The organism is Halomonas jincaotanensis (assembly GCF_018448785.1).
Lineage (GTDB): Bacteria > Pseudomonadota > Gammaproteobacteria > Pseudomonadales > Halomonadaceae > Halomonas > Halomonas jincaotanensis.
Genome location: NZ_JAHCLU010000005.1, coordinates 43,139 through 68,237, shown reverse-complemented (window position 1 = coordinate 68,237; position 25,099 = coordinate 43,139). Strand labels below are relative to the sequence as shown.

Genomic DNA, 25,099 nt, shown 5'->3' with positions numbered 1-25,099 from the left:
CCGGGCGTGATGACTCAAGTAGGATTAATTCAACGTCAGCTTTGAGGTTCGAGCTTGTCCTGCGTCTTGTGCTCGAAATCGCTGGCGTCATGGCGCTCGTGCAACTGTTCCTCGGCTTCGCCGAAGGAGCGATTGACCATGCGCCCGCGCTGCACCGCCGGGCGGGCGTCAATCTGCTTGGCCCAGCGCTGCACGTGCTCGTAGTTCTGCACCTGGAGGAACTCACCGGCGTCATACAGTCGTCCTAGCGCCAGCTGGCCATACCAGGCCCAGTTGGCCATATCGGCGATGGTGTATTCGTCCCCGGCCATGTAGCGATTTTCCGCCAGGCGCCGGTCGAGCACGTCCAGCTGGCGCTTAACCTCCATGGCGAAGCGGTCGATCGGATATTCCAGCTTCTCCGGCGCGTAAGCATAGAAGTGACCGAAACCTCCGCCCAGGAAGGGTCCACTGCCCATCTGCCAGAACAGCCAGTTTAGCGTCTCGGTGCGTGTGGCCGGCTCATGGGGCAGGAACTCATCGAATGTCTCCGCAAGATAGAGCAGGATCGAGCCGGATTCGAATACCCGGATGGGTGGATTGGCGCGGTGGTCCATCAGCGCCGGGATCTTGGAGTTCGGATTGACCTCGACGAAGCCACTGCCGAACTGGTCGCCATCGCCGATCTTGATCAGCCAAGCGTCATACTCGGCGTTCGTGTGCCCCAGCGCCAGCAGCTCCTCGAACATCACCGTGACCTTTACCCCATTGGGCGTGGCCATCGAGTAAAGCTGGAAGGGATGCTTGCCGACCGGCAGCGATTGGTCATGGGTCGGGCCGGCGATGGGACGATTGATGCTGGCAAACTGCCCACCACTCGCCTTTTCCCAGGTCCAGACGGCGGGTGGAGTGTAGTCGTTATCCTGGCTCATTAAGACTCCTGCTGTGATAAAGGCGTTTCGCGCCTCCTTGCACCTTGTAAAGAGACGGCGCGCCTGTATAGGCCCTGTCTGACAAACGGTAGCCTGATAAAGTTTCAAGCGCGAACCTAGCTTCCCGAATCAGGCCACGCTTCACGTTGGAATGACCCTTGATAAAGCCCTTGAGAGAGCCGCGGATATAGAAAAACTGACTATGAGATAAAATCCATAGAAAATATCTATCAAGATGGTGTGAAAAACAACTTTAACCCTTAATTTAGTCTTGCTGTATCTTCGTCCCGCTAAAGTCGACCAGATCATCGCAGTCGCAATGGGAGAAGAAATTGGACGCATACGACGTTAACAACTCAGCCAAATGCCCGGTCATGCACGGCTCCAACACACAGGGGAAAGCGGACGTGCTCGCTTGGTGGCCGGAATCCCTGAACCTGGACATTCTCCACCAGCACGATCACAAGTCCAATCCGTTGGGTGAAGACTTCGACTATCGGGAAGAGGTCAAGAAGCTCGACTACGAAGCGCTTGAAAAGGACATGCACGACCTGATGACCAACAGTCAGGAGTGGTGGCCCGCAGACTGGGGACATTACGGTGGCCTGATGATTCGTCTGGCATGGCACGCGGCGGGCACCTATCGCTTGGCCGACGGCCGTGGTGGCGCCGGTACCGGTAGCCAGCGATTTGCGCCGATCAACTCCTGGCCCGATAACGGCAATCTGGACAAGGCCCGTCGTTTGCTGTGGCCGCTCAAGAAAAAGTACGGCAACAAGGTCAGCTGGGCCGATTTGTTCGTTCTGGCCGGCAACGTTGCCTACGAATCCTTTGGTTTAAAGACTTTCGGCTTCTCCTACGGCCGTGAGGACATCTGGCACCCCGAAAAGGACATCTACTGGGGCGCAGAAAAGGAGTGGCTGGCGCCGTCAGATAGCCGGTATGAGGATGTCGACAAGCCGGACACCATGGAGAACCCGCTGGCCGCAGTGCAGATGGGCTTGATCTACGTCAACCCGGAAGGCGTGAACGGCCATCCCGATCCTCGGAAAACCGCCGAGCAGGTCCGTGTGACCTTTGCCCGCATGGCGATGAATGATGAAGAGACTGCCGCACTGACCGCTGGTGGCCATACCGTCGGCAAGACCCACGGTAATGGCGATGCCGAAGCGCTGGGCCCGGAGCCCGAAGGCGCCGACGTTCACGAACAGGGGCTCGGCTGGCACAACCCGAACCTGCAGGGCAAAGCCACTAACGCCGTGACTTCAGGCCTTGAGGGTGCCTGGACGACGAACCCGACGCAATTCGACATGGGTTATTTCGATCTGCTGTTCGGTTACGAGTGGGAGCTGAAGAAGAGTCCCGCCGGTGCCCAGCAGTGGGAGCCCATCGACATCAAGGAAGAGGACAAGCCGGTCGATACTACCGACCCGTCCATTCGCCGCAATCCGATGATGACCGATGCGGATATGGCCATGAAGGTGGACCCGACATACCGGGCGATCTGCGAGAAGTTCATGGCGGACCCAGAATATTTCAAGGACTGCTTTGCTCGCGCCTGGTTCAAGCTGACTCACCGTGACATGGGGCCAAAAGCCCGTTATATCGGTCCGGATGTTCCCGCCGAGGACCTGATCTGGCAGGATCCCGTGCCGCAGGGTGAGACCAACTACATCGAAGAAGTGGTCAAAGAGAAAATTGCTGAAGCAGGCTTGAGCACCAACGAGCTGGTTTCTACTGCCTGGGATAGTGCCCGCACATACCGTGGTTCAGACATGCGCGGCGGTGCTAACGGTGCCCGTATCCGCCTTGCCCCGCAGAAGAACTGGGAAGGCAATGAGCCGGATCGTCTGGCCAAGGTGCTGAAGGTCTACGAGAAGATCTCTGTCGACACCGGCGCCAGCATGGCGGACGTGATCGTACTGGGTGGGAACCTGGGCATCGAGCAGGCCGCGAAGGCCGCTGGCCACGAGGTTCATGTGCCATTCCAGAAAGGCCGTGGTGATGCGACGGACGAAATGACCGACGCCGAGTCCTTCGAGCCGCTGGAGCCGTTGTCCGATGGCTTCCGCAACTGGCAGAAGAAAGACTACGTGGTCCAGCCGGAAGAAATGCTTCTGGACCGTGCCCAGCTGATGGGTCTGACCGCACCGGAAATGACCGTGCTGATGGGTGGTATGCGGGTGCTTGGCACCAACTATGGTGATACCAAGCATGGCGTGCTCACCGATCGCGTCGGCCAGCTGACCAATGATTTTTTCGTGAATCTGACGGACACGGCAAACGGTTGGGAGCCCAAAGGCAAGAACCTCTACGACATCGTGGATCGCAAGAGTGGTAACACCAAGTTCACCGCAACTCGCGTAGATCTCGTGTTCGGGTCCCACTCCGTCCTGCGTGCTTATGCCGAGGTGTACGCCCAGGATGACAACCAGGAGAAGTTCGTCAAGGACTTCGTCGCCGCCTGGTCCAAGGTGATGAACGCGGATCGCTTCGATCTCGCGTAATCTCGGCCAGCGGGCGTTCGGGGGCTTCCATATCGCGGGGGCGCCCGAGTGTCTGTCATACCGGCAACGCATTGGCGAAGGAGCGGGGCTCAGCCCCCACTCCTTCGCCAATTTTTTTGTCCAACGAGCTGACCGGCGCTGAAGGATGACGACACCTGGCTGATGGGCTGGCTGGCGGTAAGCGCGCGGAGGAAAAACAGGATCAACGAAAGGAAGTCAGACGGCTAAACTGGATAAATTTCCCGACACGCAAAGGAACGACACCATGCAGTCACGCTACTTCACCATCAACGACATCCCCCAGGGCACGCCGCGTCGCGCGCTGTTCGAGCTGCACGAGGCCGAACTGCCCGACCTGGCCGAAGGCGAGGTGCGCATCCGCAATACTTGGCTGTCGGTGGACCCCTACATGCGTGGGCGCATGAGCGGCGTCAAGACCTACATCGATCCCTTCGTTATTGGCGAGCCGCTGGAAGGCGCCGCGGTGGGCGAAGTGATCGAGTCGCGGGATGCGCGCCTGGCCGTGGGCGACGAGGTCCGGCACATGGCCGGCTGGCGGGACATCGCCCAGCTGCCGGGCGATCAGGTGGAGCCGCTGCCGGGCATCGAGGTGCCGGAGCAGGCCTACCTCGGTGTGCTCGGCATGCCGGGCATGACCGCCTGGACGGGCCTGAACCGGATCGCCGAGATGCGCGACGGCGACAACGTGCTGGTCAGCGCCGCCAGCGGCGCGGTGGGCTCATTGGCAGTGCAGCTGGCCAAGGCCCGGGGCGGCACCGTGGTGGGCATCGCCGGGGCGCCCGAGAAGCTCGCGTGGCTGGAGTCCCACGGCATCAAGGGGGTGAGCTACCGCGACAGAGACGCCCAGCAGCTGACCGAGGCACTCAAGACAGCCTGCCCAGAGGGTTTTGATGTCTATTACGAAAACGTCGGCGGCGTCTGTCTGGAAGCCGCCCTCAACACCCTGCGAACCGGCGGTCGCATCGCCGTTTGCGGGATGATCGCTCGCTACAACGCCGAAGGACCCGACCCAGGGCCCAGCAACCTGGCCATGGTGCTGATCCAGCGCCTGCGCATGCAAGGCTTCATTATCTTCGACCACTGGGCGGAGTATCCGCGATTCCTGGAGGAGGTCGGCCCACAGGTCGCCAAGGGCGAACTCGACTACACGGAGACTATCGAGGAAGGCCTCGAGCGCACCCCGGATGCCTTTCTGGCCCTGTTCGAGGGCGCCAACACCGGCAAGATGCTAGTACGACTCTGACCGACGCCGGACTTCGATTGCGGCCTGCCGCCGCTGTCCGGCATGCCGGACAGCAGGACGCCGTCAGCCGCGCGGATCCAGCAAGCCCGCATACCGCACCCCACTCAGCAGGGCCATATCGCGGTGCCAGATGGCAAGGTCCTCGCGGTTGAACTTGGCCAGGCTATCGTGGCCGCAGGCCCTCGCCATCAACGCGCGTCCGCGGGGAATAAGGGAAGCTGTCCCAGATTACCCACGGTTCACGGCGTTCCCAGCAGTGCCTCGACCAGATCGGCCAAGCTCGCCTCACAGCGTGCCTCCGGCGCCCGCGTCTCATCGCCCGGGCGATACTTGCCGGAGCGCACCAGGCACGCCTGCAGGCCGACCGCCGTGGCGGCGGCCACGTCGCACTCCACATCATCGCCCACCATCAGCGCCTCGCCGGGCGCCACCCCAGCCTCCTCGAGCACGGCATGGAAGAAGTCGCCCGAGGGCTTGCCAAGCACCCGCGCCTCGACGCCGGCGGCGTACTCCAGGGCACGCACGAAGGGACCCGCATCCAGATGCAACGTCCCCGCCTGGCGGAAATAGCGGTTGGTGCCCACAGCCAGCAGCGGTGCCCCGTCCAGCAGCAGCCGGAAGGCCTCATCGAGGTGGGCATAGTCCAGGCGCTGCTCGGCATCGCCGAGCACCACGGCATTGGGCTCCCCCCGGGGCAGATCGGCGAACTCCGGCTCGAGCCGCTCGTGGATCAGCAGGTAAGGACAGAGCCGATGGCGCTCGAGATAGCGCCGGATCGCGCCCGGGGCGGTGAACACCTGCGCCGGCTCCGGGGCGAAGCCCAGCTGCTGCAGTTCCTCGCAGACTGCCGCCGAGGTCTTGCGCGAGGTGTTGGTAAGAAAGCGCAGCGCCAGGCCACTCGACTGCAGACGTGCCACCGCCTCCACTGCGCCGGGCAAGGCCTCGCCATCCTCGGTCAACACGCCACTGATATCGAGCAATACCGACTTGAGCATCGTTACGCCCTCCACTGCTACCCTTTAGCACCCCAGTAGCCTAGCGGGCCAGGGTGATTCCACCAAAACCGCCTCCTGCGCCAGGCACGCCGACATCGGTCAAGATATACTAGGCCCGCCAACCGCCGAGCTGAAGTGTCCCATTGGTGCGGATCGCCTATGGTGTGGGGTTGACGCGCTGACCGTGGCAGAGCCACCGGGTGGGCGTAGCGCTTTTCACGGCAAGGGAGTTGCTATGAAACACTACGAAAAGACCAAACAGGTGGGACGCCGAAGCCTTTCCCTGCTGGCTCGGCTAGGCCGCTATGAATTGGCGATACTGCTTTGCGTGTCGGTACTTTCCGGCGGGATCTGGGGGTTTGTCGAGCTGGCCGAGGAAGTCTCCGAGGGTGACACCCAGAGTCTCGATGAGACCCTGCTGCTTTCCCTGCGCAACCCTGCCGATCACACCGATCCACTCGGCCCTGGCTGGGTAGAGGAGCTCGGGCGGGACTTTACCGCGCTCGGTGGCGTAGGCGTGCTGGTGCTGGTCTCGCTGGGTTCCCTGGGCTACCTGCTACTCGCCCGACGCTATCGCGCGGCGCTCTTTGCTTCGGTCGCGGTACCCGGCGGCATATTGCTCAGCACCCTGATGAAGGTGGGCTTTGATCGCCCTCGGCCCGATCTTGTGCCTCATGATTCCCTCGTCTACACCGCAAGTTTTCCCAGTGGCCACGCGATGATGTCTGCCGTGACCTACCTCACCCTCGCCGCCTTGCTCACCCGGGTCCACCCCGAGCTGAGGCTGAAGGCGTACATCCTGGTGGTGGCGATACTGCTCACGCTGCTGGTGGGTATCAGCCGTGTCTATCTCGGGGTCCATTGGCCGACGGATGTGCTTGCCGGCTGGACGGCCGGGGCGGCCTGGGCAGCACTGTGCTGGCTGGCGATGCGCTGGATGCAGCGGCGGGGGCAGGTAGAGACAGAGGAGAGCTGGTCAGGCACCGAATAGCGAGTCCGGCAGGCCGGCTTGACGACCCGACCGTTGGCACGCTCGCTCAGCGACGAACCAACCTCGGCCTGGGTCGACACATTGTCGGCCAGGGTGATGCCAGCACTGATCGGACAACTCCTCTCGCTCAATGCTCGGCCAGGAAATCGAGGATGGCGGCTGTGAACGCCTCGACGGCGTGAATCGGTCCGTCATGGTTGACGTCGGGGATCACCTGCATGTCGGCCTGGGGCAGGCACTGCGCCAGGGCATAGGCGACCGACGCATAGAAGAGGTCGCTCTCCTCACCCTTGAGAATCAAAGTCGGTTGCTCGAGTGTCGTCAGATCCTCGCAGGTGATGGCGGGCGGTGTCATGGCGACCTGAAGCGGCAAGGTACGGGCGTTATCCAGCCAGATGGTGCGCATGTATTCGGGTTCCTGTTCGAAGCCGCCTGGCGCTCGCTGGAACACGGCCTCGATGAACAGTCGGGTGGCCTGTACAACATTGCCGGCCTCCAATGTCTCCCTGGCCGGGCCGTACTTCTCTCCCTCCTCTTCGATGGCGGCCTGGCGTTCCTCCGGCAATTCGGCGACCAGCGAGGGGATAAAGGGCTCATAGTGCATCATACCGCGCACCAGTTCCGGATGCGCCAGCGCCAGTTGCTGGGCGAGCTGACCGCTGTAGGACCAAGTGACCAGATACGCCGGCCCGGCATCCAGCGTCCGGATGAAGGCGGCAAGATCGGCAACATGGGTCTCGTTGGAGAACTGCTCGCCATCGTCTGGCCAGGGTTCGGTGCCAAAATAGCGTTTTGTATAGGTGATGAAGCGGTGCTCGCGGGCGATGGCCTCGCGGTATGGCTCCCAGACCCGGTGGTCGACAAGCGAAGTGGGCACGAACACGACGGGTTTGCCTTCCCCCTCATCGACATAGGGTAGCGTGACACCGTTGACCTCAACCATGGAGCTCTGCTGGGCGCAGACGCCGAAAGCCTGGCCGGCCAGAACAACGGCGGCAGATAGCATGAGTATATTGAACGGTCTGGGCATGGCGGCTCCCACCTTCCATCGGTTATTGGCCATGGACATCGGCCGCCGGACCATCAACCGGGTTAACGATGGCGATGGCTCTGGAATCAGCCTAGACATGATATTGCACCACTCTGAGGAGCGTCGCGAGTTTGGCCTGCCGGCCTCGCCCTCCAAGCACGGGTTGTGGGCCACCCCAGGGATGTCCGTCGGGATCGGTGAAATATGGAACCCCCGCCCCACTGGCCGGCCAGGGGTCGGTGCCGAAATAGCGCTGGGTATGGGCGATGAAGGGGAGTCGCTGGCTACACTACTGACCGGGCCGTGCGCTTTTGTGCGGTGCCATCCCTTTCAGCACAGGAGAGATACCCCATGGAACTCAAGGGAAAGACCATCGTCATCACCGGCGCCGGCCGCGGACTAGGACAGAAGACCGCGGAGATGATCGCCGCCAAGGGCGGCCGCCTGGCCCTGGCGGGGCTCAGCGAGGAGGGTCTGGAAGAGACGGCACGCCTATGCCGCGACGCCGGCGGCGAGGCCCGCGTCTACCTGCTGGACGTCTCCGACGAATCGGCCGTGGAGAGCGTCTTCGCCCGGGTCGTGGAGGACTTCGGCGCCCTGGATGGCGTGGTGAACAACGCCGGCATCACTAAGGACGGACTCCTGGTCGAGGGCAAGGACGGCAAGGTGGAGAAGAAGATGAGCCTGGACGACTGGGATGACGTGCTTCAGGTTGACCTTCGCGGGATCTTCCTCTGCGGACGCGAAGCCGCCGCGCGCATGATTGAGCTGGGCGGGGGCGGCGCAATCGTCAATATCTCCAGCATTTCGCGGGTCGGCAACGTTGGGCAGACCAACTACTCGGCCGCCAAGGCCGGCGTCGCCGCCATGACCGTGACCTGGGCCAAGGAGCTCAGCCGCCATGGCATCCGCGCGGCGGCGATTGCCCCGGGCTTCGCTAATACCCGCATGGTGGCGAAGATGCCCGACAAGGTCCTCGACCAGATCACGGCGCAGGTACCGCTGGGACGGCTAGCCGAGCCGTCGGAGATCGGCCACTCGGTGATCTATGTGCTCGAGAACGACTACTTCAACGGTCGGGTGCTGGAGGTGGACGGCGGGCTCAGGCTCTGAGCGCCTCTGGCCAATGGAACCGTCTCTTGCAGGGCAGTAGCGTGGCCAGACTCAAACCCTCCTGCATTGCAGGTTCCTCACGGTCTATGCCCCTCGCGTTCAATGCTCCGACAGAAAATCGAGAATGGCGGCCGTGAACGGCTCGACGGCGTGAACCGGTCCGTCATGATTGACGCCGGGGATCACCTGCAACTCGGCCTGGGGCTGGCACTGCGCCATGGTGTCGGCGATCGACGCAAAGAAGAGGTCGCTGTGCTCGCCCTTGAGAATCAGGGTCGGTTGCTCGAGGGTCGCTAGATCCTCGCAGGTGATGGCAGGTGGCGTCATGCTCATCTGTGGCGGCACCGTGCGGGCGTTGTCCAGCCAGATGGTGCGCATATACTCGGGTTCCTGCTCGAAAACCGCCTGACTGGGCCTGCGGCTCGACACTGACAGCGCCTTGCGCTTTTGCGCAGCGCGGTCTCTCTCAGCACAGGAGAGAGATCCCATGGAACTCAAGGAAAAGACCATCGTCGTCACCGGCGCCGGCCGAAGACTGGGACAGAAGTCCGCGGAGATGATCGCCGCCAAGGGCGGCCGCCAGGCCCTTGCGGCGATCAGCAAGGAGGGTCTGGAAGAAACGGCACGCCTGTGCCGCGATGCCGGCGGCGATTGCCCCGGGTTAGCAAGGGTGGGCCAGCGCACCGACACGGGTCGCAGGCAAGGATATCTTAAGCCGTCCCTGCGTCTCGATGACTTCATGGCGAGGTTCAGGCGTCGATACCTGCTACCCACAGGAGAAGTTTGCATGAACACGCATCAAGACGAAGGCCAAAATGACAAGGAGTACCAGACGAAATGAAGAATAACCCGATGGACATGATGGCCGCGTGGATGAAGGTCGCCTCTTCCTACAACGAGATGACGCTTTCTGCCGGTGAGGTGATCGCCCGGCGCACAATGTTGATGGCCAGCGGCGCCATGACCTTACCCGAAGCCATGGGCATGGTGATGGAGAAGGCGACGATTTTCGCCACTGCGACCGAGCGAGCGTCAGTGGCGGCGGCCAGCGGTGCCGATCCCGCGCGGATCACGGCGGCGGCGCTCAAGCCATACAGCACCCAGACGCAATCTAATGTTCGCAAGCTGCGCAGCTGAACGGAGCAGACGCCTCCAGCAGCGATCGCTACCAAGGAGACTCGCAACGCATAACCGCCACCCGGAAAAGTCCGTAAATGGCGGTTTTTTTAATACTCTTTTTGATGCGCGCCGAGTATGCCCCCGCATGGCAGGAACACCCGATGGCAGTGTCTCTCTACGAAAAGCGCTGCGGTTGTTCTATGAATCCAGGGTTCAACCAGTAGTAGGGCCGCTTTGGTGAAGACTCCATGCCTAAACTACACTCCAGCCGAATGGACGGGACATCATCTCTAGACTTCACCTCTAAAAGAAGGCTCGGGTCGCCCCGGGAGACGAGTCTTAATGGATCAGCAAAAGGAGCTTGCCTTGACCGCCACAGCCGAACGAACGTATCGACGCGGATTGCATCCGCTTCATGCCGTATTGCTTGCGGGAACCCTTACGCTCTTTCTTGGCGCCACGTTGAGCGACTACGCCTACTTCTCGAGCTACCACATACAATGGGGCACCTTCGCTTCCTGGCTGATTGCCGGCGGTCTCGTTTTTAACGGCCTCGCACTGCTGTTCGCGCTCGTTGGACTCTTTCGGGCCGACGGCCACCGTCGCCTTTCCATCGTTTACTTCTTGCTGCTGTTGGTCACCTGGATAGCAGGCTTCATCAACGCGCTGATCCATGCCAGGGATGCCTGGGGCATGATGCCCAACGGCTTTATTCTCTCGATAGTCGTTACCGTGCTGGCATGCGCGGCGACCTGGATCGGTTTCTCCCGTCCCAGCGCAGGAGATAAGCCATGAAGCTTGCCAGCCTCTACGCCGCTCCCCTCTCGATGCTTCTGGTCGCAGGTGGGGCTAGCGCTCAAGACGCGCAACAATACGGCCCCGATCCAAGCCTTCCAGAGCCGCAGCGAGGGCTGATACCCGATATGACGGTTCCCGAGCCCGCGGAATGGGGCGATCAGCAACCGACAGTGTCCGACGGCTATACGATCACGGCTATCGCCACCGACCTCAAAGTACCGCGGCAAACGCTGGTGCTGCCCAATGGCGACATCCTGGTAGCCGAGGGTAGCGGCGGCGGCGCACCGCCGCTGAAGCCAAAAGACTTCATTGCCGGTGTTATCAAGGCAAGGGGGACCACCTCGGTCGAAAGCGGGGATCGACTGACCCTATTGCGCGATAGCGACGGTGACGGCACCTACGAAGAACAGACGGTGTTCGCCGAAGACCTCAATGCGCCTTACGGCCTTGCGCTGGTCGACGACAATCTCTACGTCGCCAACCAGGATGCGCTGGTGCGATTCGATTACGAGGAAGGCCAGACCCAGGCCAGTGGACCGCCCGAGGAGGTGACGAAACTACCCTCAGAGATCAACCACCATTGGACCAAGGCGCTGACCGCGAGCGCGGATGGACGTTTTCTTTACGTGGGCATCGGCTCCAATAGCAACATCACCGAGCGCGGCATGGCAGCGGAAGTCAACCGGGCCGAGGTGTGGCAGATCGATGCAGAAACCGGTGCGCACAAGCCTTATGCGACCGGCTTGCGTAACCCCACGGCGCTGACGATTCAGCCTGAGACAGACGCGCTATGGGCCGTGGTCAACGAGCGGGACGAGCTCGGACCCAACCTGGTACCCGACTACCTCACCTCCGTTCAGGAAGGTGGCTTCTACGGCTGGCCGTACAGCTATTGGGGGCAGAATGTGGACCCACGCGTTCGCCCGCAGGACCCCAAAAAGGTGGAATCGACGATTGTTCCCGATTACAGCTTAGGCTCGCATGTGGCCCCTCTCGGCCTCGACTTCTCCACGCCAGAAGTGGGCGACGATTTCGCGGAGGGTGTGTTTATCGGCGAGCACGGCAGTTGGAACCGCGCGGACCCCGTGGGCTACAAGGTAGTCTTTGTGCCCTTCAGCAACGGCCAACCTGACGGCGATCCCATCGACTTTGTTTCAGGGTTTCTCACGGATGACAGCAAGACGCGTGGCCGCCCGGTTGGCGTCACCGTGGCCCCGGACGGCGCCGTCATTATCGCCGACGACCTTTCTAACATCGTCTGGCGCGTGACGCCTGATGAGGCGAACACGCAGCGAGAGACGGGTGAGACTGAATCCGACGCGCCTGAGGAGGAATCAACAACGTCTGGAGATGAATCCGCCACGTCCGAGGATGAAGCCGATACGGCGAGCGATGAATTCACCACATCTGCCTGAACGAGTCATGATCTTGTCGGTCGCCAAAGCCCTTCCATGCTGGACCGGACGCTACGGGTTTTCAGGGCTGCTGGGCGCTCTGGGCTATCCTGCTACGCGCGACGCTATCGCGCGGTACTCTTTGTCTCGGTCGCAGTACCCGGCGGCATACTACTCAGCACGTTGATGAAGGTGGGCTATGATCGCCCTCGGCCTAGAGGCTCACGGCTGTGGCGACTACTTGCCGACCAGCCAGTGCGTGACGCCAAGCGCCAGCACTACCGCCGCGATAGCCAGCATCTCTTCCGCGGTAATGGTTTCGATGTCGAGGATGATGACCTTGCGCGCAATGGCCATCAGGGCCGTGGCGATCACCAGGCGGATGGGCAGGATATTGGTGCCGAGGTAAAGCCGAATGTTGATGAAGATCTCCACGGCTATCAACACCACCATGAAGGCTCCGAAGATGACGAAGATATCGCTGACATTGAACAGCATCACCGGCGGGGCCATGAAACGCGTGTAAAGCACGTAAATCACGTCCAGCACGCCCCAGATGATCACCAGCACCATCAGCACCGCCAACACCTTGATGGCAAAGCGGATGACGAGATGCAAACTACGGATCAACGGGTCCTCATGCTCCTTGGGAAGCTCATCATGCATCAGCTGCGGCGGTCGGGCCCCGGTGCTCTTCTCATGCTCCATATGTCTCTCCTGACAAGTTACCCCGAAACGGGCACGCTGTTCTGATGCAAAACAGGGGGAAGGACGCAACTATATGGCGACGAGTGGGGCGACGCTAGCCAGATAAAATGGAGACGCTCATCGGCGATTGACGAACACACCTATGAAGCCTTGTTGGAAGTGTTGGACCCGCTGGGGCTCGAAGTCGTCGTGGGGCGCATGGGCGGCAACCGCCATGGCGATTCATGGCGCTATGGAGGTTTACAGCAACGATGCAAATCACCTCAACCCAGCCAGGTGTTGCCCTGATCATCAATGGGGAAATAGGGATTGTGCGCCACTTCCCAGAGATGGCCGTCGGGGTCGGCGAAATAGCCAGAATAACCGCCCCACGCCGCCTTGCTGGCCGGTTTGACAATACGCCCACCGGCGCGCTGCGCCTCGCTCAGCACGGCGTCGACCTCGGGCTCCGAACAGACATTGTGGGCCAGGCTGATACCGGCGAAGCCGGTGCCGGCATCGGGCACGCCGGCATCTCTCGCCAGGTCGGCGCGGGAAAAGAGCGACAAGATCAGTCCGTTGAGCTGGAAGAAAACCACCTCGTCGTCCACGGCCGACCCCACCTGCCAGCCCAGCCCCGCCTCGTAGAAGCACCGCGCCCGTGCCAGGTCGCTGACGCCCAAGGTGATCAGACTGATGCGTTGTTCCATCATGGGGTCCTCCCGAGCTGTGCCCCATAAGATAGGAGCACCATAGCAGGCGGGCGAGCTTCACCGTCGCAGCACCGCTTCCCCGGCAGAAGGTGATTGCCCGCCGCTTGACATCAGGCACTCATGGGATAGGTGAACAGCAGCAGGTGGGTGAGGCTGAGTCCCCAGTGCACCAGCACTGACCACACCAGCCGCCCCGTCCACAGGTAGATCAGCCCATAGAGCAGCCCGGCACCGGTGGCGACCACCACGAAGGCCACGCCGCCCGCCAGGTGGGCGATCCCGAACAGCACACTTGTCACCAACAGGACGACGACGGTGCCCCGACGCGCCATCAGGTCGCGCTGCAGCACGCCGCGAAACAGCAGTTCCTCGGCCAGGCAGGTATTGAGCAGGTTGGCCACGGCGAAGGCCCAGAACCAGGCGGGCACACCCGGGCGCCAGTCGATCAGCCCCAGCGCCACGGCCAGCCCCATCAACAGCCCCAGGCCGCCCGCTACCAGCGGTGGCATCGCCCAGGGCGGCACGGCCCCGCGTGGTGCCAGGCTGCGCCCGAACAGCGGTAACCAGCCGAGCAGCGACCAGGCCACCAGCACCTTGTCGTGGTTGAAGTAGAGGCCAGTGGGCAGGCTGCCTTCCTTCCATACCAGCTCCTCGGCCAGCGCCAGCCCGGCATAGCCCGGCCAGGCGTGGAGCACCAGACCGGCACTGGCCACCAGCCAGGCGATCCGCGCCGCCTGCGCCCAGGGCGGCAGCCGCTGCGCCAGCATCCACGCGGTCAGGGACACATGGCCTAGCGCCAGCCCCACGAAGAGCCAGGTCGCGTAACCGACGAGCCCCGCCAGCAGCAGCACGGCCACCGCCCCGCCGTAACGCCAGCGCGGCTCGGCGCACAGGCCGAACAGGATCAGGAAGAATGAGTAGCCAATGCCGAAGGTGAGCATGCGCTCTCCCTGCCGTTACCCACGCTCAACCGAGCCGGGTATTGCCCTGCTCATCGATGGGGAAATACGGATGTTACGCCACCTTCCGGAGATGGCCGTCGGGGTCGGCGAAGTCGCCGGAATAGCCGCCCCACTCATGCCGGGCCACAGCAGGCCTTGAACTTGCGCCCGCTGCCGCAGGGACAGGGCGCGTTGCGGCCGGGCTTGAGCCGATGGATGGCAGGGTTGCCATCGAGATAGAACCAGCGCCCCGCCTCGCGCCTGAAGCTTGAGGACTCTTCCAGCACCGACCAGCGTTTGCCCTCGCGGAAGGTGGCGCGGAAATGCACCCATCCCCGCTCGCTCCCTTCACTGCCCTCCTTGCCGCTCTCGAGCACCTCGAGACGCTTCCAGACGGTCGCGGCGTCCGGCTCCAGGCTCGACGGCCGGGTGCTCGGGTGCCAGGTCGTCAGCAGGTAGTCGGGAAGGTCGAGCACAAAGGCGCTGTAGCGCGAGCGCATCAACGCCTCGGGGGTCGGCGCCGGCTCGCCGGCGTGATAGCGCCCGCAGCAGTCGGTGAGCGGACGACCGCTGCCGCAGAGGCAGGCTGTGCGATCCGGCTGTTTCATGCAAGAAAGAACCTCGTGTGGTTGGACCCAGGCGTTCAGGACGCCCGTTGCCGGAAGCACAAGACGGCTCACCGGCCAGCCCCCGCCGATCAGGCCGTTGCCTCGAAGGCCGGATGGAAGGCCACCTCGCCCTGAGGCCGTTCATCGCTCCAATCCAACACCATGACGTATTCCGGCGGTACACCCGGCAGGCTGAGCCCCGACATAGAGCGGAAGCCGAAGCGCTGGTAGTAACCGGGCTCCCCCACCAGCACACAGCCCCGGGCACCGCGCTCGCGCAAGCCCGCCAGGCACGCCTCCATCAGCGCGGAACCAATGCCGCTGCCCTGCCACGCCGGCAGCACCGACACGGGCCCCAGCCCGAACCAGTCCGGCGTGCCGTCCGACAGCGTGACCTTTGAGGCCGCCACATGGCCCACCACCTCGCCATCGCACTCGGCTACCAGCGACACGCTCAGCGCCCCTGCCTCACGCAACGCGCGCAAGATATGCTGCTCGGTATGGCTTGTATGCGGCGCCTCGCGAAAGGCCGCTACAGTGACGGCCTCGATGGCCTGGACGTCGTCGGGCGTTTCAGAGCGAACCGTGGAAAAGGCTTGTGTCAGCATGGCTCGTGTTCCTTTCAACATCGTTCCGATGGCCATACTGTCACACGACAAGGTATGGCTGACATGGAGGCTATCGTCTTCACCGCCTGCACTCATCCAAGCCAGGTATTGCCCTCGCCATCGATGGGGAAATAGGGATTGTGCGCCACTTCCCAGAGATGGCCGTCGAGATCGGCGAAATAGCCGGAATACCCGCCCCACTCCGCCTTTCTGGCCGGCTTGACGATACCTCCGCCGGCGCGCTGCGCCTCGTTCAGCACGGCGTCGACCTCGGGCTCCGAACCGACATTGTGGGCCAGGGTAATGCCGGCGAAGCCACTGCCCGCTTCGGGTATTCCAGCATCCTGCGCCAGGGCGGTGCGTGGATAGAGCGACAGGATCAGCCCATTGAGCTGGAAGAAAACGATTTCGCCCTCCGACAGCCCCACCTTCCATCCCAGCCCCTCCTCATAGAAGCGCCGCGCCCGCGCCAGGTCGCTCACACCCAGGGTGATCAGACTGATGCGCTGCTCCATCACGAACTCCTCCCAGCCAGTACCCTATCGATAAGAACACCATAGCTGGCAGACAAAGTTCAGCGCCACGGAATCAAACCCTTTCAGGCCATGTAACAAAGAATGAGGGACTGTCCATGTGGGATCCCTCAGGCTCTGTCCCTCATTGACTCACCGGATTTTTCAGCATTTGCTTTGACCTATGCCATACAGACCGGAGGATATACGCATGTCAACCTCTGAACGCCATGTACGCCTCTTTCGTAACAGGCGCAATCAGGCACTACGCATACCCCGCGAGTTCGAGTTGGAGGGTGAGGAGGCAATCATCCACAAGGAGGGTGACCGGCTGATCGTGGAGCCGATCCGTAAAGGCAGGCTGCTGGCACTGCTTACCTCTCTGGATCCCTTGACTGAACCCTTCCCCGATATCGATGACGATCTGCCTTCACTGGACGAAGTGCAGCTATGAGTGCATCGCTGGCGTATTTACTGGATACCAATATCCTGTCAGATCTTGTCCGCAATCCCCAAAGCGCAGTTGCAGCACAGATCACCAAGGCAGGAGAGGTACTGGCTGCACTAGCATCATCGTAGCGGCAGAACTCCGCTATGGCGCGATCAAATCAAACTCTGCAAAACTCGCAGAACGCATTGACTTGATCCTCTCGGCACTGGAAATTCTGCCACTGGAACCACCCGCCGACCACCAGTACGCATCATTACGCCATCACCTCAGACGGCAGGGATCACCCATTGGGCCAAATGATCTTCTGATTGCTTCACAAGCTCTCACAAATGACCTTACAGTGATAACCGCCAATGTCAGGGAATTCTCCCGGGTGCCAGGGCTGAAAGTGGAGAACTGGCTAGAGGCATAGTCTGCGACGCCTGCACTACTCCCACTCGATCGTAGCCGGCGGCTTGCTGCTGACGTCGTAGGTCACCCGAGAGACACCGGTGATCTCGTTGATGATGCGGTTGGAGACGGTCTCCAGCAGTTCGTAGGGCAGGTGCGCCCAGCGGGCGGTCATGAAGTCGATGGTTTCCACCGCGCGCAGGGCGATGACCCATTCGTAGCGGCGGGCGTCGCCGACCACACCGACGGAGCGCACCGGCAGGAAGACGGCGAAGGCCTGGCTGGTCTTGTGGTACCAGTCGGCGTTGTGCAGCTCCTCGATAAAGATGGCGTCGGCCTCGCGGAGGATGTCGGCGTACTCCTTCTTGACTTCGCCGAGGATGCGCACGCCGAGGCCCGGCCCCGGGAAGGGGTGGCGGTAGACCATGTCATACGGCAGGCCGAGTTCCAGGCCAAGCTTGCGCACTTCGTCCTTGAACAGCTCGCGCAGCGGTTCGACCAGTCTGAGCTTCATGGTCTCGGGCAGGCCGCCGACGTTGTGGTGCGACTTGATGACGTGCGACTTGCCGGTCTTGCTGGCGGCGGATTCGATCACGTCCGGGTAGATGGTGCCCTGGGCCAGGAAGTCGACGCCATCGATCTTGCCGGCCTCGTCGTCGAACACGTCGATGAAGGTGTTGCCGATGATCTTGCGCTTGGCTTCCGGGTCGGCCTCGCCATCTAGCTTGCCCAGGAACAGCGCTTCGGCGTCGACGCGGATGACCTTCACGCCCATGTGACGGGCGAAGGTTTCCATGACCTGGTCGCCCTCGGCCTTGCGCAGCAGGCCGTTGTCGACGAACACGCAGGTCAGCTGGTCGCCGATGGCCTTGTGCAGCAATGCCGCGACCACCGAGGAATCCACCCCGCCGGAAAGGCCGAGCAGCACGTGACGGTCGCCGACCTGGTCGCGCACGCGGGCCACCTGGTCCTCGATGATCTGCGCCGGGGTCCACAAGCGTTCCGCCTGACAGATGCCCAGCACGAAGTGCTCGAGGATGCGCAGGCCCTGCAGGGTGTGGGTTACCTCGGGGTGGAACTGCACGCCATAGAAGCGCTTGGCTTCCCAGGCCATGGCGGCCACCGGGCAGCTCGGCGTGGAGGCGGTCACGGTGAACTCGCTGGGCACCCGGGCGACCTTGTCGCCGTGGCTCATCCAGACGTCGAGCAGGCTCTTGCCGGTGCCGCGGTCGATATGGTCCGAGATATCCTTGAACAGCGCGGTTTCCTCGTCGACGCGGATCTGCGCGTAGCCGAACTCATGCACCTTGGAGCCCTCGACGCTGCCACCCAGCTGCTCGGCCATGGTCTGCATGCCGTAGCAGATGCCCAGCACCGGCAGGCCCATCTCGAACACGCACTGCGGGGCGCGCGGCGAGTCCAGCTCGGTGACCGATTCCGGCCCGCCTGCGAGGATGATGCCGTTGGGGGCGTACTCGCGGATCTCGGCCTCGGTGATGTCGAAGGCACGGACCTCGGAGTAGACGCCGATCTCGCGTACGCGGCGGGCGATCAGTTGGGTGTACTGGGAGCCGAAGTCGAGGATCAGGATCTTGTGGGCGTGAATGTCGGTCATGAAAGCGTCTCGGTGGGGCGGCAGGCCGGATACAAAAGCGTGCGGCGGGGAGTGCCCCGCCGCGGTCGATCAGTCAATGGGTTCAGCTCGCCCGGTAGTTGGGGGCTTCCTTGGTGATCTGCACGTCGTGGACGTGCGACTCGTTGAAGCCGGCCCCGGTGATCTTCATGAATTCGGGCTTGGTGCGCATTTCCTGGATGTCGCGGCAGCCGGTGTAGCCCATGGAGGCGCGCAGCCCGCCCATCATCTGATGGACGATGGCGCTCATCATGCCCTTGTAGGGCACGCGGCCTTCGATGCCTTCCGGCACCAGCTTCTCGGCGCCCTCGCTCTTGTCCTGGAAGTAGCGGTCGGCGCTGCCCTGAGTCTGGGACATGGCGCCCATCGAGCCCATGCCGCGGTAGGCCTTGTAGGTGCGGCCCTGGTAGAGCTCGACCTCGCCGGGGGCTTCCTCGGTACCGGCCAGCAGGCCGCCGACCATCACCGTGCTGGCGCCGGCGGCGATCGCCTTGGCCAGGTCGCCAGAGAAGCGAATGCCGCCATCGGCGATCAGCGGGATGTCGTAGGGCTTCAGCGCCTCGGCGACGTTGGAGACCGCGGTGATCTGCGGTACGCCGACGCCGGCGACGATGCGCGTGGTGCAGATCGAGCCGGGGCCGATGCCGACCTTGACGGCGTCGGCGCCCGCCTCGGCCAGCGCCTTGGCCGCCTCGGCGGTGGCGATGTTGCCGCCGATCACCTGGATCTGCGGGAAGTGCTCCTTCACCCAGGCGACCCGCTCGATCACGCCGCGCGAGTGGCCGTGGGCGGTGTCGACCACGATCACATCGACGCCGGCCTCGGCCAGCAAGGCGATGCGATCCGGCGTTTCGGGGCCTGTGCCCACCGCGGCGCCGACCAGCAGGCGTCCATCGCTGTCCTTGGCGGCGTGAGGAAAGGTGCGGGCCTTCTCGATATCCTTGAAGGTCACCAGGCCGCGCAGGCGGAAGGCGTCATCGACGATCAGCATCTTCTCGACGCGATGCTCCTGCATCTTGCCCTTGATGACATCCAGCCCGGTGCCCACGGGCACGGTGACGAGCTTCTCACCGGGCGTCATGATATCCGCCACGGTATCGCCGTGGTTGGGCTGGAAGCGCATGTCGCGCTGGGTCACCAGGCCGACCAGGGTCTCGCCTTCCACTACCGGGAACCCGGAGAAGCCATGCTCATCGGCCATGCTCAACAGGTCGGCCAACTTGGCCTTGGGGTTCAAGGTCACCGGGTCCTTGACAATCACGCTCTCGTGCTTCTTGACCTTGCGCACTTCAGCGGCCTGGGCGGCGATGGTCATGCTCTTGTGGATGATACCGATGCCGCCTTCCTGGGCCATGGCGATCGCCAGGCGGGCCTCCGTCACGGTGTCCATCGCCGCCGAGACCAGCGGGATGTTGAGGAAGAGATGACGGGTCAGGCGCGTTCGGAGGCTGACATCGTTGGGCAGTACCTCGGAATAGCCGGGTACGAGCAAGACGTCGTCGAACGTCAGTGCTTCTTGAGCCATACGTAGCATAATCGGCAACACCCAGTGAGCTGGTGGGAGGGAGTGAAAAAGTTAATCCCCCATTATAGCGGCCAAGCATGGGTGGCGTCACGATGGCGGCGCGCTGTGCCTGGAAAATTAGGGCAAACCGGCATTTATCGTCTAAAATTGTGAGAGTAGGCCAAAGGCCATTAGCAGAGTAATGGCTTGCCAGGGGCCTACGCCGTATCATGGCCAATGACCACCAAGGAAAGGAGTGTCGAGATGAACTGGGATCAGATCGAAGGCAAATGGAAGGAAATGAGTGGCAAGGCCCGTTCCAGTTGGGGCGAGATCACCGATGACGAACTCGATCAGATCGGTGGCAAGCGCGAGCAGCTCATAGGCAAGCTGCAGCAGAAATATGGCATGGAACGCGAAAAGGCCGAAAAAGAGGCCGATGACTGGGCCAGCCGTCAATGACCGATTAGGCTCTGTCGAGCCGACCGACTTTTACGCCGAGCCAACTGGCTCGGCGTATTGCGTTGTGGCGACGTGCTTTGCCTGATGAGATGAGCATTGCCTGGTGAATAGCCAAGCCCCGGCTCAGCGAGCCGTCTCGAGCATGATAAAGTAAGCGGCCCCCATCCTACAGGGTGAGCGCCGATGCCCCTTGCCGAAGACAGCATTCTCTCCGTTAGCGACGTCAACCGCCGTGCCAAGCAGACGCTTGAGCGCGATATCGGCGAGCTGTGGGTAGAGGGCGAGCTCTCGGGGGTATCGCGGCCCGGCTCCGGGCATGTCTATTTCACGCTCAAGGATGACCGCGCCCAGTTGCGTTGCGCGCTGTTCCGCACCCGGGCGCGGTTCGTGGCCTCGCCGATGCGCGACGGCGATCGCGTCAAGGTGCGCGGACGGCTGTCGATCTTCGAGCCCCGGGGCGATTACCAGCTGATCGTCGAGGTGGTGCAGGCGGCAGGCCTCGGCGACTTGCTGGCGGCTTTCGAGCGGCTCAAGGCCCGCCTGGCGGACGAGGGGGTATTCGCCAACGCCCGCGCCCTGCCCTACCCGCCGCGCCATCTGCTGGTGCTCACCTCGCCGACCGGGGCGGCCATCCGCGATGTACTGGCCGTGCTTGCGGCGCGCTGGCCGCTCGCCCAGGTAACGCTGATTCCGGTGCCAGTGCAGGGCCGTGAAGCTGCCCCAGTGCTGATCTCGGCGCTGGGCATGCTCAATCGCCAGCAGGCGCTGGACCCGAGCCGCGACGCCCTCCTGATCACCCGCGGCGGTGGCAGCCTGGAGGATCTGTGGGCGTTCAACGACGAGCACCTGGCGCGCGCCATCTTCCATTCGCGGTTGCCGGTGATGTCGGCGGTGGGTCACGAAGTCGACGTGACACTGGCCGACTTCGCCGCCGACGTGCGGGCGCCCACGCCGTCCGCCGCGGCCGAGCAGCTAGTGCCCGACCGCCGCGAGCTTCAGGGTCGCCTGATCACGCTGGCCGCTCGACTGGAGCGCACCCAGCTCGGCCGGCTGGAGCGTGATGCTCAGCGCCTGGACCATCTTCGCGCACGGCTTCGCCATCCCCGCGAAGCGCTCGACCGCCAGCGCGTCCACCTAGACCAGCTGCAGAGCCGGCTAAGGCGCGCCACCCAGGAGCGCCTCGCTACCGAACGCCGCCGCGAGGCGCTCCTAGACAGGCGCCTGACAGCCCACCCGCCGGCGCGGCAACTGGCGCAGGCGACGCAACGATTGGAACGTGCCCGCACCCGCTTAACGCCCGCGATACAGCGCGAACTCACGCGCCATCGCGAACGGTTGGGCGGACTCGCCCGCGAGTTGCAGGCGGTCAGCCCGCTGGCGGTGCTGGGGCGCGGCTACGCGATTCTGGAAGACGAACGGGGCCAGGTGATCCGCCGTTCGCAGGACACCCAGCCCGGGCAGGCGCTGACCGCCCGCCTGGGTGAGGGCCGTTTGAAGCTGGAGGTCAAACGGCGCCTGAAGCGTTGAGCGGCCAGGGGCGATGCTAGGGGGTCAATGCTAGGGGTCGATGCTAATAGCTGGTCAGATTGAAGAAAGTTTGCACCGCATAGACGACGCGCTGCCCTTGGGAGAGCACGTTCTGATACTCATCCTGATCGAGGGTGTAGGCGCCGCCGCGATTGCTCCACAGGGTAGCGAAGTAGGCCTCGACCTCGCGCATTACCTCGGCCTCCGGCGGGCCCCAGATCGTCAGCCCGGCCTCGAGGTTGTAATCGGCGAGGTTGCGCTTCGTGAAGTTGGTCGAGCCGCTGATGATAGTGCTGCGCTCATCCTGCTTGAGCATCATCATCTTCGGGTGGTACTGCTCGTCCCCGACGGCATACCAGCGTACGCGGACCTTACTGTCGGTATCCTCCACCAGTTCCTGGACCACGGGTCGGTTGGGAAGGCCCGTTTTCTTCCTGCCGAATGCGGTCTCGTTGGGGTCGAGGATCATTGACACCTCGACTCCACGGTTGGCCGCGGCGGTGATGGCATTGACCACCTGACGGTCGGCGAGATAGAACATCCCGAGCCAGAGCTCGTTGCCGGGACCGGCCCGCGCCAGGGTGGCGAGCACGTTTTTCTGAGTCTGCCCTTCGGTTGTGTACTGAATGTGCAGCGACCCCCCGTTGGCGGTCTCCTCCGCCTCGACGTCAGGCAGGACGACCCCCGAATCGCCGAGGTCGACCACCGCCTGCTCGGCTTTCAGCATCTCGGCGATGATCGGCCCGGTGACCTCGAAGGCGACGTTCCCGTGAAAGCCGGACTCGGTATGGGCGTTTGCCGAGGCGACCAGGGCAGAGCGCTCGGTCATGTAGACCTTGCGATGGTTGGCCTTGATGTTGAAGAGCTTGAGGTAGGAGCGCAGGGTCATGCGCGGCCCGTCGTCGACGAAGGGGTTTTCCAGCCAGCCCGTGCCTTCCTGGCCGAACCATTGCAGCCCCATACGCCATAGGGTCGAGTAGACGGGGGTCGAATCACGCAAGGGATGTAGATTCGACATCACTACCTCGATGCCCGCCGCCTTCATCGGCTCGAGCCAATCGGCCGGATAGGAGCCGTAGCCGGTGTTGACCGCGTCGGAAATGAAGACGATCGGCATCTCCGGATTGGCCGATTTCTTGGTTATCAATTGCTGCATGAGGTCATCGGCGATCGGTGGATAGTCGACCGATGCGTCGCTGACGCGACCGTCCATGAGGAAGACATCGATGACGATGAAGTCCTCCGCCTCCTCGATCATCTGTTCCAGGCGGGCGAATATCTCCTGATCGACATGGCGGATATCGTTTTCGTGGTGGGTCAGGTCGCGATAGAACTTGACGTCCTCGACGCGGTATTCCTGGCTGGCGTAGGAGATACCGTCCGGCAGTGGCTTGTACTGGTGATAAAGCAACACACCTACATAGGCCAACAGGAACAGCACCAGGTACCAGTGCTTGCGGCGCCACCAGCGCGGCTTGTCGTGACCCCGGGCAGGCGAGCGTCCCGGTGACGCCTCGAGGCGTGCCATTAGGTTAGGCCGACGGCTTGAAGGGGCTGGGCTCTAGGTCGTGTCGCGCCAGCAGCTTGTAGAAGTCGGTGCGGTTGCGCCCGGCGATGCGTGCCGCCTGGGTAACGTTGCCTTCGGTGATCTTGAGCACCTTGATCAGGTAGCTGCGCTCGAAGGCGGCGCGTGCGTCGTTGAAGGTCGGCAGGCCGTTGTCCTCGGCGGCCAGCGCCTGCGCCACCAGCGCCTCGGGAATCATCGGCGAGCTGGTCAGGGCCACGCACTGCTCGACCACGTTGACCAACTGGCGCACGTTGCCCGGCCAGGCGCTGCCGGCCAACAGGTTCAGCGCCTCCGGCGAAAACCCCTTGACGAAGGGCTTGTGACGCTCGGCGGCCTGGGTCACCAGGTACTTGGCCAGCAGCGGTACGTCCTCGGCACGCTCCTTGAGCGGAGGCAGCTTGAGGTTGACGACGTTGAGTCGATAGTAGAGATCCTCGCGAAAATCGCCCTCTTGCATGGCGCGGTCGAGGTCGCGATGGGTTGCCGAGATAAGCCGCACATCAATGGGCACCGAGGTCGTCGAGCCCAGCGGGCGGATCTGGCGCTCCTGCAACGCCCGCAGCAACTTGATCTGCAGCGTCAGCGGCATGTCGCCGATCTCGTCGAGAAACAGCGATCCGCCGTCGGCGGCCTGAAAGAGCCCCTGATGCTCGTTCACCGCCCCGGTGAAGGCGCCCTTGGCATGGCCGAACAACTCGCTTTCCAGCAGCGGTTCGGGCAACGCCCCACAGTTGATGGCCACGAAGGGCTTGTCGGCCCGCGAGCTGGCCTTGTGGATACCGCTCGCCAACAGCTCCTTGCCAGACCCGGAGGGGCCGGTGATCAGCACGCTGACGTCGGACGCGGCGACCATGCGCGCCTGCTCGAGGATTCGCTCCATCTCGGGGCTGCGTGTGATGATCGCCGCGCGCCAGGCATCGTCGCCCTCGGCGGTCGCTCCCGGGGCCTGGTCCAGCGCCTGGTCGATGGTGGCGAACAACTCATCGCGATCCACCGGCTTGGTGAGAAAGCCGAACACGCCTTGGCGCGTAGCGCTGACCGCATCGGGAATCGAGCCATGCGCGGTGAGCAGGATGACCGGCAGTCCCGGCGCCTGGCGCTGCACTTCCCGAAACAGCGCCAGGCCGTCCATTTCGTCCATGCGCAGATCGGTAAGCAACAACTCGGGGCGATCGACGTCGAGGGTCTTGAGGGCCTGCCGGCCGCTTTCGGCCGTGGTCACTCGGTAACCACGGCTTTCCAGACGCATGCCGAGCAGCTTGAGGAGACTGACGTCGTCGTCCACCAACAGAATATGCGGATGACTGTCGGCCATCCGGCTGCCCTGGGCACGCGCTCGATTGTCGAGGACACGTGGCGCCTGCATGGAGGTTG

General features: G+C 63.0%; 27 protein-coding genes. 12 read left to right on the top strand and 15 right to left on the bottom strand.

What is annotated here, in order from left to right; genetic code table 11:
- Positions 1-35 precede the first annotated feature (35 nt).
- Positions 36-911, bottom strand: a complete 876-nt coding sequence (yghU, locus tag KG088_RS06340) for a glutathione-dependent disulfide-bond oxidoreductase (RefSeq protein WP_213824660.1) — start codon at positions 909-911, stop codon at positions 36-38.
- A gap of 332 nt (positions 912-1,243) precedes the next feature.
- On the opposite strand from yghU, the gene katG reads away from it, so the two are divergent.
- Positions 1,244-3,418: a catalase/peroxidase HPI gene (gene katG, locus KG088_RS06335; protein ID WP_264759037.1), complete on the top strand. Its 2,175-nt coding sequence runs from the start codon at positions 1,244-1,246 to the stop codon at positions 3,416-3,418.
- 265 nt (positions 3,419-3,683) lie between these two features.
- Positions 3,684-4,682, top strand: coding sequence for an NADP-dependent oxidoreductase (locus KG088_RS06330; protein ID WP_213824659.1), 999 nt, complete (start codon positions 3,684-3,686; stop codon positions 4,680-4,682).
- Positions 4,683-4,745: 63 nt separating this feature from the next.
- Here KG088_RS06330 and KG088_RS19845 read toward each other — a convergent pair whose 3' ends face one another.
- Positions 4,746-4,871, bottom strand: a complete 126-nt coding sequence (locus KG088_RS19845) for a hypothetical protein (RefSeq protein ID WP_264759036.1) — start codon at positions 4,869-4,871, stop codon at positions 4,746-4,748.
- Between the two features lie 50 nt (positions 4,872-4,921).
- The gene (locus KG088_RS06325) at positions 4,922-5,677 is read right to left on the bottom strand and encodes a TIGR01458 family HAD-type hydrolase (protein WP_213824658.1); all 756 of its coding nucleotides are present in this window, start codon (positions 5,675-5,677) and stop codon (positions 4,922-4,924) included.
- A gap of 235 nt (positions 5,678-5,912) precedes the next feature.
- On the opposite strand from KG088_RS06325, the gene KG088_RS06320 reads away from it, so the two are divergent.
- Positions 5,913-6,668 (top strand): phosphatase PAP2 family protein, encoded by a 756-nt coding sequence (locus tag KG088_RS06320; protein WP_213824657.1) that lies wholly within the window; start codon positions 5,913-5,915, stop codon positions 6,666-6,668.
- Between the two features lie 127 nt (positions 6,669-6,795).
- Here the strand turns inward: KG088_RS06320 and KG088_RS06315 are convergent, their stop codons facing one another.
- Positions 6,796-7,698: an alpha/beta fold hydrolase gene (locus tag KG088_RS06315; RefSeq protein WP_213824656.1), complete on the bottom strand. Its 903-nt coding sequence runs from the start codon at positions 7,696-7,698 to the stop codon at positions 6,796-6,798.
- A 351-nt stretch (positions 7,699-8,049) separates the two neighbouring features.
- Here KG088_RS06315 and KG088_RS06310 point away from each other — a divergent pair, with 351 nt between their 5' ends.
- On the top strand, positions 8,050-8,811 hold the full coding sequence (locus KG088_RS06310; protein WP_213824655.1) for an SDR family oxidoreductase: 762 nt from the start codon (positions 8,050-8,052) through the stop codon (positions 8,809-8,811).
- A gap of 99 nt (positions 8,812-8,910) precedes the next feature.
- Here KG088_RS06310 and KG088_RS06305 read toward each other — a convergent pair whose 3' ends face one another.
- Entirely contained in the window at positions 8,911-9,189 is a 279-nt protein-coding gene (locus KG088_RS06305) for an alpha/beta fold hydrolase (protein ID WP_213824654.1), read from the bottom strand.
- 109 nt (positions 9,190-9,298) lie between these two features.
- On the opposite strand from KG088_RS06305, the gene KG088_RS06300 reads away from it, so the two are divergent.
- The 4 genes from KG088_RS06300 (at position 9,299) to KG088_RS06285 (ending at position 12,143) form a co-directional block, all read left to right on the top strand.
- Positions 9,299-9,652, top strand: coding sequence for a Rossmann-fold NAD(P)-binding domain-containing protein (locus KG088_RS06300; protein WP_213824653.1), 354 nt, complete (start codon positions 9,299-9,301; stop codon positions 9,650-9,652).
- Positions 9,649-9,948, top strand: a complete 300-nt coding sequence (locus tag KG088_RS06295; protein ID WP_213824652.1) for a hypothetical protein — start codon at positions 9,649-9,651, stop codon at positions 9,946-9,948. Before KG088_RS06300 ends, KG088_RS06295 begins: the two co-directional genes overlap by 4 nt.
- A 324-nt stretch (positions 9,949-10,272) precedes the next feature.
- The gene (locus KG088_RS06290; RefSeq protein WP_250148102.1) at positions 10,273-10,725 is read left to right on the top strand and encodes a DUF2231 domain-containing protein; all 453 of its coding nucleotides are present in this window, start codon (positions 10,273-10,275) and stop codon (positions 10,723-10,725) included.
- Entirely contained in the window at positions 10,722-12,143 is a 1,422-nt protein-coding gene (locus tag KG088_RS06285; RefSeq protein WP_213824651.1) for a PQQ-dependent sugar dehydrogenase, read from the top strand. The genes KG088_RS06290 and KG088_RS06285 overlap by 4 nt, the downstream gene beginning before the upstream one ends.
- Before the next feature lie 216 nt (positions 12,144-12,359).
- Here the strand turns inward: KG088_RS06285 and KG088_RS06280 are convergent, their stop codons facing one another.
- From KG088_RS06280 to KG088_RS06255, 6 genes are all read right to left on the bottom strand, one after another.
- Positions 12,360-12,830, bottom strand: a complete 471-nt coding sequence (locus tag KG088_RS06280; RefSeq protein ID WP_213824650.1) for a phosphate-starvation-inducible PsiE family protein — start codon at positions 12,828-12,830, stop codon at positions 12,360-12,362.
- 263 nt (positions 12,831-13,093) lie between these two features.
- Positions 13,094-13,522, bottom strand: a complete 429-nt coding sequence (locus tag KG088_RS06275) for a VOC family protein (RefSeq protein ID WP_319941392.1) — start codon at positions 13,520-13,522, stop codon at positions 13,094-13,096.
- 110 nt (positions 13,523-13,632) lie between these two features.
- Entirely contained in the window at positions 13,633-14,463 is an 831-nt protein-coding gene (locus tag KG088_RS06270; RefSeq protein WP_213824649.1) for a CPBP family intramembrane glutamic endopeptidase, read from the bottom strand.
- Between the two features lie 134 nt (positions 14,464-14,597).
- The gene (locus KG088_RS06265; protein WP_213824648.1) at positions 14,598-15,071 is read right to left on the bottom strand and encodes a YchJ family protein; all 474 of its coding nucleotides are present in this window, start codon (positions 15,069-15,071) and stop codon (positions 14,598-14,600) included.
- 89 nt (positions 15,072-15,160) lie between these two features.
- The gene (locus KG088_RS06260) at positions 15,161-15,679 is read right to left on the bottom strand and encodes a GNAT family N-acetyltransferase (protein ID WP_213824647.1); all 519 of its coding nucleotides are present in this window, start codon (positions 15,677-15,679) and stop codon (positions 15,161-15,163) included.
- Positions 15,680-15,771: 92 nt separating this feature from the next.
- A complete protein-coding gene (locus tag KG088_RS06255; RefSeq protein WP_213824646.1) occupies positions 15,772-16,194 on the bottom strand; it encodes a VOC family protein in 423 nt (140 codons plus the stop codon).
- 208 nt (positions 16,195-16,402) lie between these two features.
- On the opposite strand from KG088_RS06255, the gene KG088_RS06250 reads away from it, so the two are divergent.
- Together KG088_RS06250 and KG088_RS06245 are read left to right on the top strand one after the other, a co-directional pair.
- Positions 16,403-16,645, top strand: a complete 243-nt coding sequence (locus KG088_RS06250; RefSeq protein ID WP_213824645.1) for an antitoxin — start codon at positions 16,403-16,405, stop codon at positions 16,643-16,645.
- Positions 16,608-17,054, top strand: coding sequence for a type II toxin-antitoxin system VapC family toxin (locus KG088_RS06245; RefSeq protein ID WP_250148101.1), 447 nt, complete (start codon positions 16,608-16,610; stop codon positions 17,052-17,054). The genes KG088_RS06250 and KG088_RS06245 overlap by 38 nt, the downstream gene beginning before the upstream one ends.
- 15 nt (positions 17,055-17,069) lie before the next feature.
- On the opposite strand, the gene guaA is transcribed toward KG088_RS06245, so the two are convergent.
- Together guaA and guaB are read right to left on the bottom strand one after the other, a co-directional pair.
- Positions 17,070-18,647: a glutamine-hydrolyzing GMP synthase gene (gene guaA, locus KG088_RS06240; RefSeq protein ID WP_213824644.1), complete on the bottom strand. Its 1,578-nt coding sequence runs from the start codon at positions 18,645-18,647 to the stop codon at positions 17,070-17,072.
- Between the two features lie 82 nt (positions 18,648-18,729).
- Complete coding sequence (guaB, locus tag KG088_RS06235) at positions 18,730-20,199, bottom strand: IMP dehydrogenase (RefSeq protein ID WP_213824643.1); 1,470 nt, start codon at positions 20,197-20,199, stop codon at positions 18,730-18,732.
- A 234-nt stretch (positions 20,200-20,433) separates the two neighbouring features.
- Here guaB and KG088_RS06230 point away from each other — a divergent pair, with 234 nt between their 5' ends.
- Together KG088_RS06230 and xseA are read left to right on the top strand one after the other, a co-directional pair.
- On the top strand, positions 20,434-20,631 hold the full coding sequence (locus KG088_RS06230; protein ID WP_213824642.1) for a CsbD family protein: 198 nt from the start codon (positions 20,434-20,436) through the stop codon (positions 20,629-20,631).
- Between the two features lie 183 nt (positions 20,632-20,814).
- Positions 20,815-22,158, top strand: coding sequence for an exodeoxyribonuclease VII large subunit (gene xseA, locus KG088_RS06225; protein ID WP_213824641.1), 1,344 nt, complete (start codon positions 20,815-20,817; stop codon positions 22,156-22,158).
- A 43-nt stretch (positions 22,159-22,201) separates the two neighbouring features.
- Here xseA and KG088_RS06220 read toward each other — a convergent pair whose 3' ends face one another.
- Both KG088_RS06220 and glrR read right to left on the bottom strand, forming a co-directional pair.
- Complete coding sequence (locus KG088_RS06220; protein ID WP_213824640.1) at positions 22,202-23,686, bottom strand: phospholipase D family protein; 1,485 nt, start codon at positions 23,684-23,686, stop codon at positions 22,202-22,204.
- 4 nt (positions 23,687-23,690) lie between these two features.
- Positions 23,691-25,040, bottom strand: coding sequence for a two-component system response regulator GlrR (gene glrR, locus KG088_RS06215; RefSeq protein ID WP_213824712.1), 1,350 nt, complete (start codon positions 25,038-25,040; stop codon positions 23,691-23,693).
- Between the last annotated feature and the right edge of the window lie 59 nt (positions 25,041-25,099).

What these genes read in the sequence shown, in the direction of transcription:
- KG088_RS06320 (WP_213824657.1), top strand. Translation starts at nt 5,913, where the DNA reads ATGAAACACTACGAAAAGACCAAACAGGTGGGACGCCGAAGCCTTTCC.
- KG088_RS06270 (WP_213824649.1), bottom strand. Translation starts at nt 14,463, where the DNA reads ATGCTCACCTTCGGCATTGGCTACTCATTCTTCCTGATCCTGTTCGGC.
- KG088_RS06245 (WP_250148101.1), top strand. Translation starts at nt 16,608, where the DNA reads ATGACGATCTGCCTTCACTGGACGAAGTGCAGCTATGAGTGCATCGCT.
- KG088_RS06295 (WP_213824652.1), top strand. Translation starts at nt 9,649, where the DNA reads ATGAAGAATAACCCGATGGACATGATGGCCGCGTGGATGAAGGTCGCC.
- KG088_RS06300 (WP_213824653.1), top strand. Translation starts at nt 9,299, where the DNA reads ATGGAACTCAAGGAAAAGACCATCGTCGTCACCGGCGCCGGCCGAAGA.
- guaB (WP_213824643.1), bottom strand. Translation starts at nt 20,199, where the DNA reads ATGCTACGTATGGCTCAAGAAGCACTGACGTTCGACGACGTCTTGCTC.
- KG088_RS06255 (WP_213824646.1), bottom strand. Translation starts at nt 16,194, where the DNA reads ATGGAGCAGCGCATCAGTCTGATCACCCTGGGTGTGAGCGACCTGGCG.
- KG088_RS06310 (WP_213824655.1), top strand. Translation starts at nt 8,050, where the DNA reads ATGGAACTCAAGGGAAAGACCATCGTCATCACCGGCGCCGGCCGCGGA.
- KG088_RS06275 (WP_319941392.1), bottom strand. Translation starts at nt 13,522, where the DNA reads ATGATGGAACAACGCATCAGTCTGATCACCTTGGGCGTCAGCGACCTG.
- KG088_RS06305 (WP_213824654.1), bottom strand. Translation starts at nt 9,189, where the DNA reads ATGCGCACCATCTGGCTGGACAACGCCCGCACGGTGCCGCCACAGATG.
- KG088_RS06315 (WP_213824656.1), bottom strand. Translation starts at nt 7,698, where the DNA reads ATGCCCAGACCGTTCAATATACTCATGCTATCTGCCGCCGTTGTTCTG.
- KG088_RS06220 (WP_213824640.1), bottom strand. Translation starts at nt 23,686, where the DNA reads ATGGCACGCCTCGAGGCGTCACCGGGACGCTCGCCTGCCCGGGGTCAC.
- KG088_RS06265 (WP_213824648.1), bottom strand. Translation starts at nt 15,071, where the DNA reads ATGAAACAGCCGGATCGCACAGCCTGCCTCTGCGGCAGCGGTCGTCCG.
- KG088_RS06250 (WP_213824645.1), top strand. Translation starts at nt 16,403, where the DNA reads ATGTCAACCTCTGAACGCCATGTACGCCTCTTTCGTAACAGGCGCAAT.
- KG088_RS06280 (WP_213824650.1), bottom strand. Translation starts at nt 12,830, where the DNA reads ATGGAGCATGAGAAGAGCACCGGGGCCCGACCGCCGCAGCTGATGCAT.
- KG088_RS06230 (WP_213824642.1), top strand. Translation starts at nt 20,434, where the DNA reads ATGAACTGGGATCAGATCGAAGGCAAATGGAAGGAAATGAGTGGCAAG.
- KG088_RS06325 (WP_213824658.1), bottom strand. Translation starts at nt 5,677, where the DNA reads ATGCTCAAGTCGGTATTGCTCGATATCAGTGGCGTGTTGACCGAGGAT.
- glrR (WP_213824712.1), bottom strand. Translation starts at nt 25,040, where the DNA reads ATGGCCGACAGTCATCCGCATATTCTGTTGGTGGACGACGACGTCAGT.
- KG088_RS06330 (WP_213824659.1), top strand. Translation starts at nt 3,684, where the DNA reads ATGCAGTCACGCTACTTCACCATCAACGACATCCCCCAGGGCACGCCG.
- KG088_RS06290 (WP_250148102.1), top strand. Translation starts at nt 10,273, where the DNA reads ATGGATCAGCAAAAGGAGCTTGCCTTGACCGCCACAGCCGAACGAACG.
- KG088_RS06285 (WP_213824651.1), top strand. Translation starts at nt 10,722, where the DNA reads ATGAAGCTTGCCAGCCTCTACGCCGCTCCCCTCTCGATGCTTCTGGTC.
- yghU (WP_213824660.1), bottom strand. Translation starts at nt 911, where the DNA reads ATGAGCCAGGATAACGACTACACTCCACCCGCCGTCTGGACCTGGGAA.
- guaA (WP_213824644.1), bottom strand. Translation starts at nt 18,647, where the DNA reads ATGACCGACATTCACGCCCACAAGATCCTGATCCTCGACTTCGGCTCC.
- KG088_RS19845 (WP_264759036.1), bottom strand. Translation starts at nt 4,871, where the DNA reads ATGGCGAGGGCCTGCGGCCACGATAGCCTGGCCAAGTTCAACCGCGAG.
- KG088_RS06260 (WP_213824647.1), bottom strand. Translation starts at nt 15,679, where the DNA reads ATGCTGACACAAGCCTTTTCCACGGTTCGCTCTGAAACGCCCGACGAC.
- xseA (WP_213824641.1), top strand. Translation starts at nt 20,815, where the DNA reads ATGCCCCTTGCCGAAGACAGCATTCTCTCCGTTAGCGACGTCAACCGC.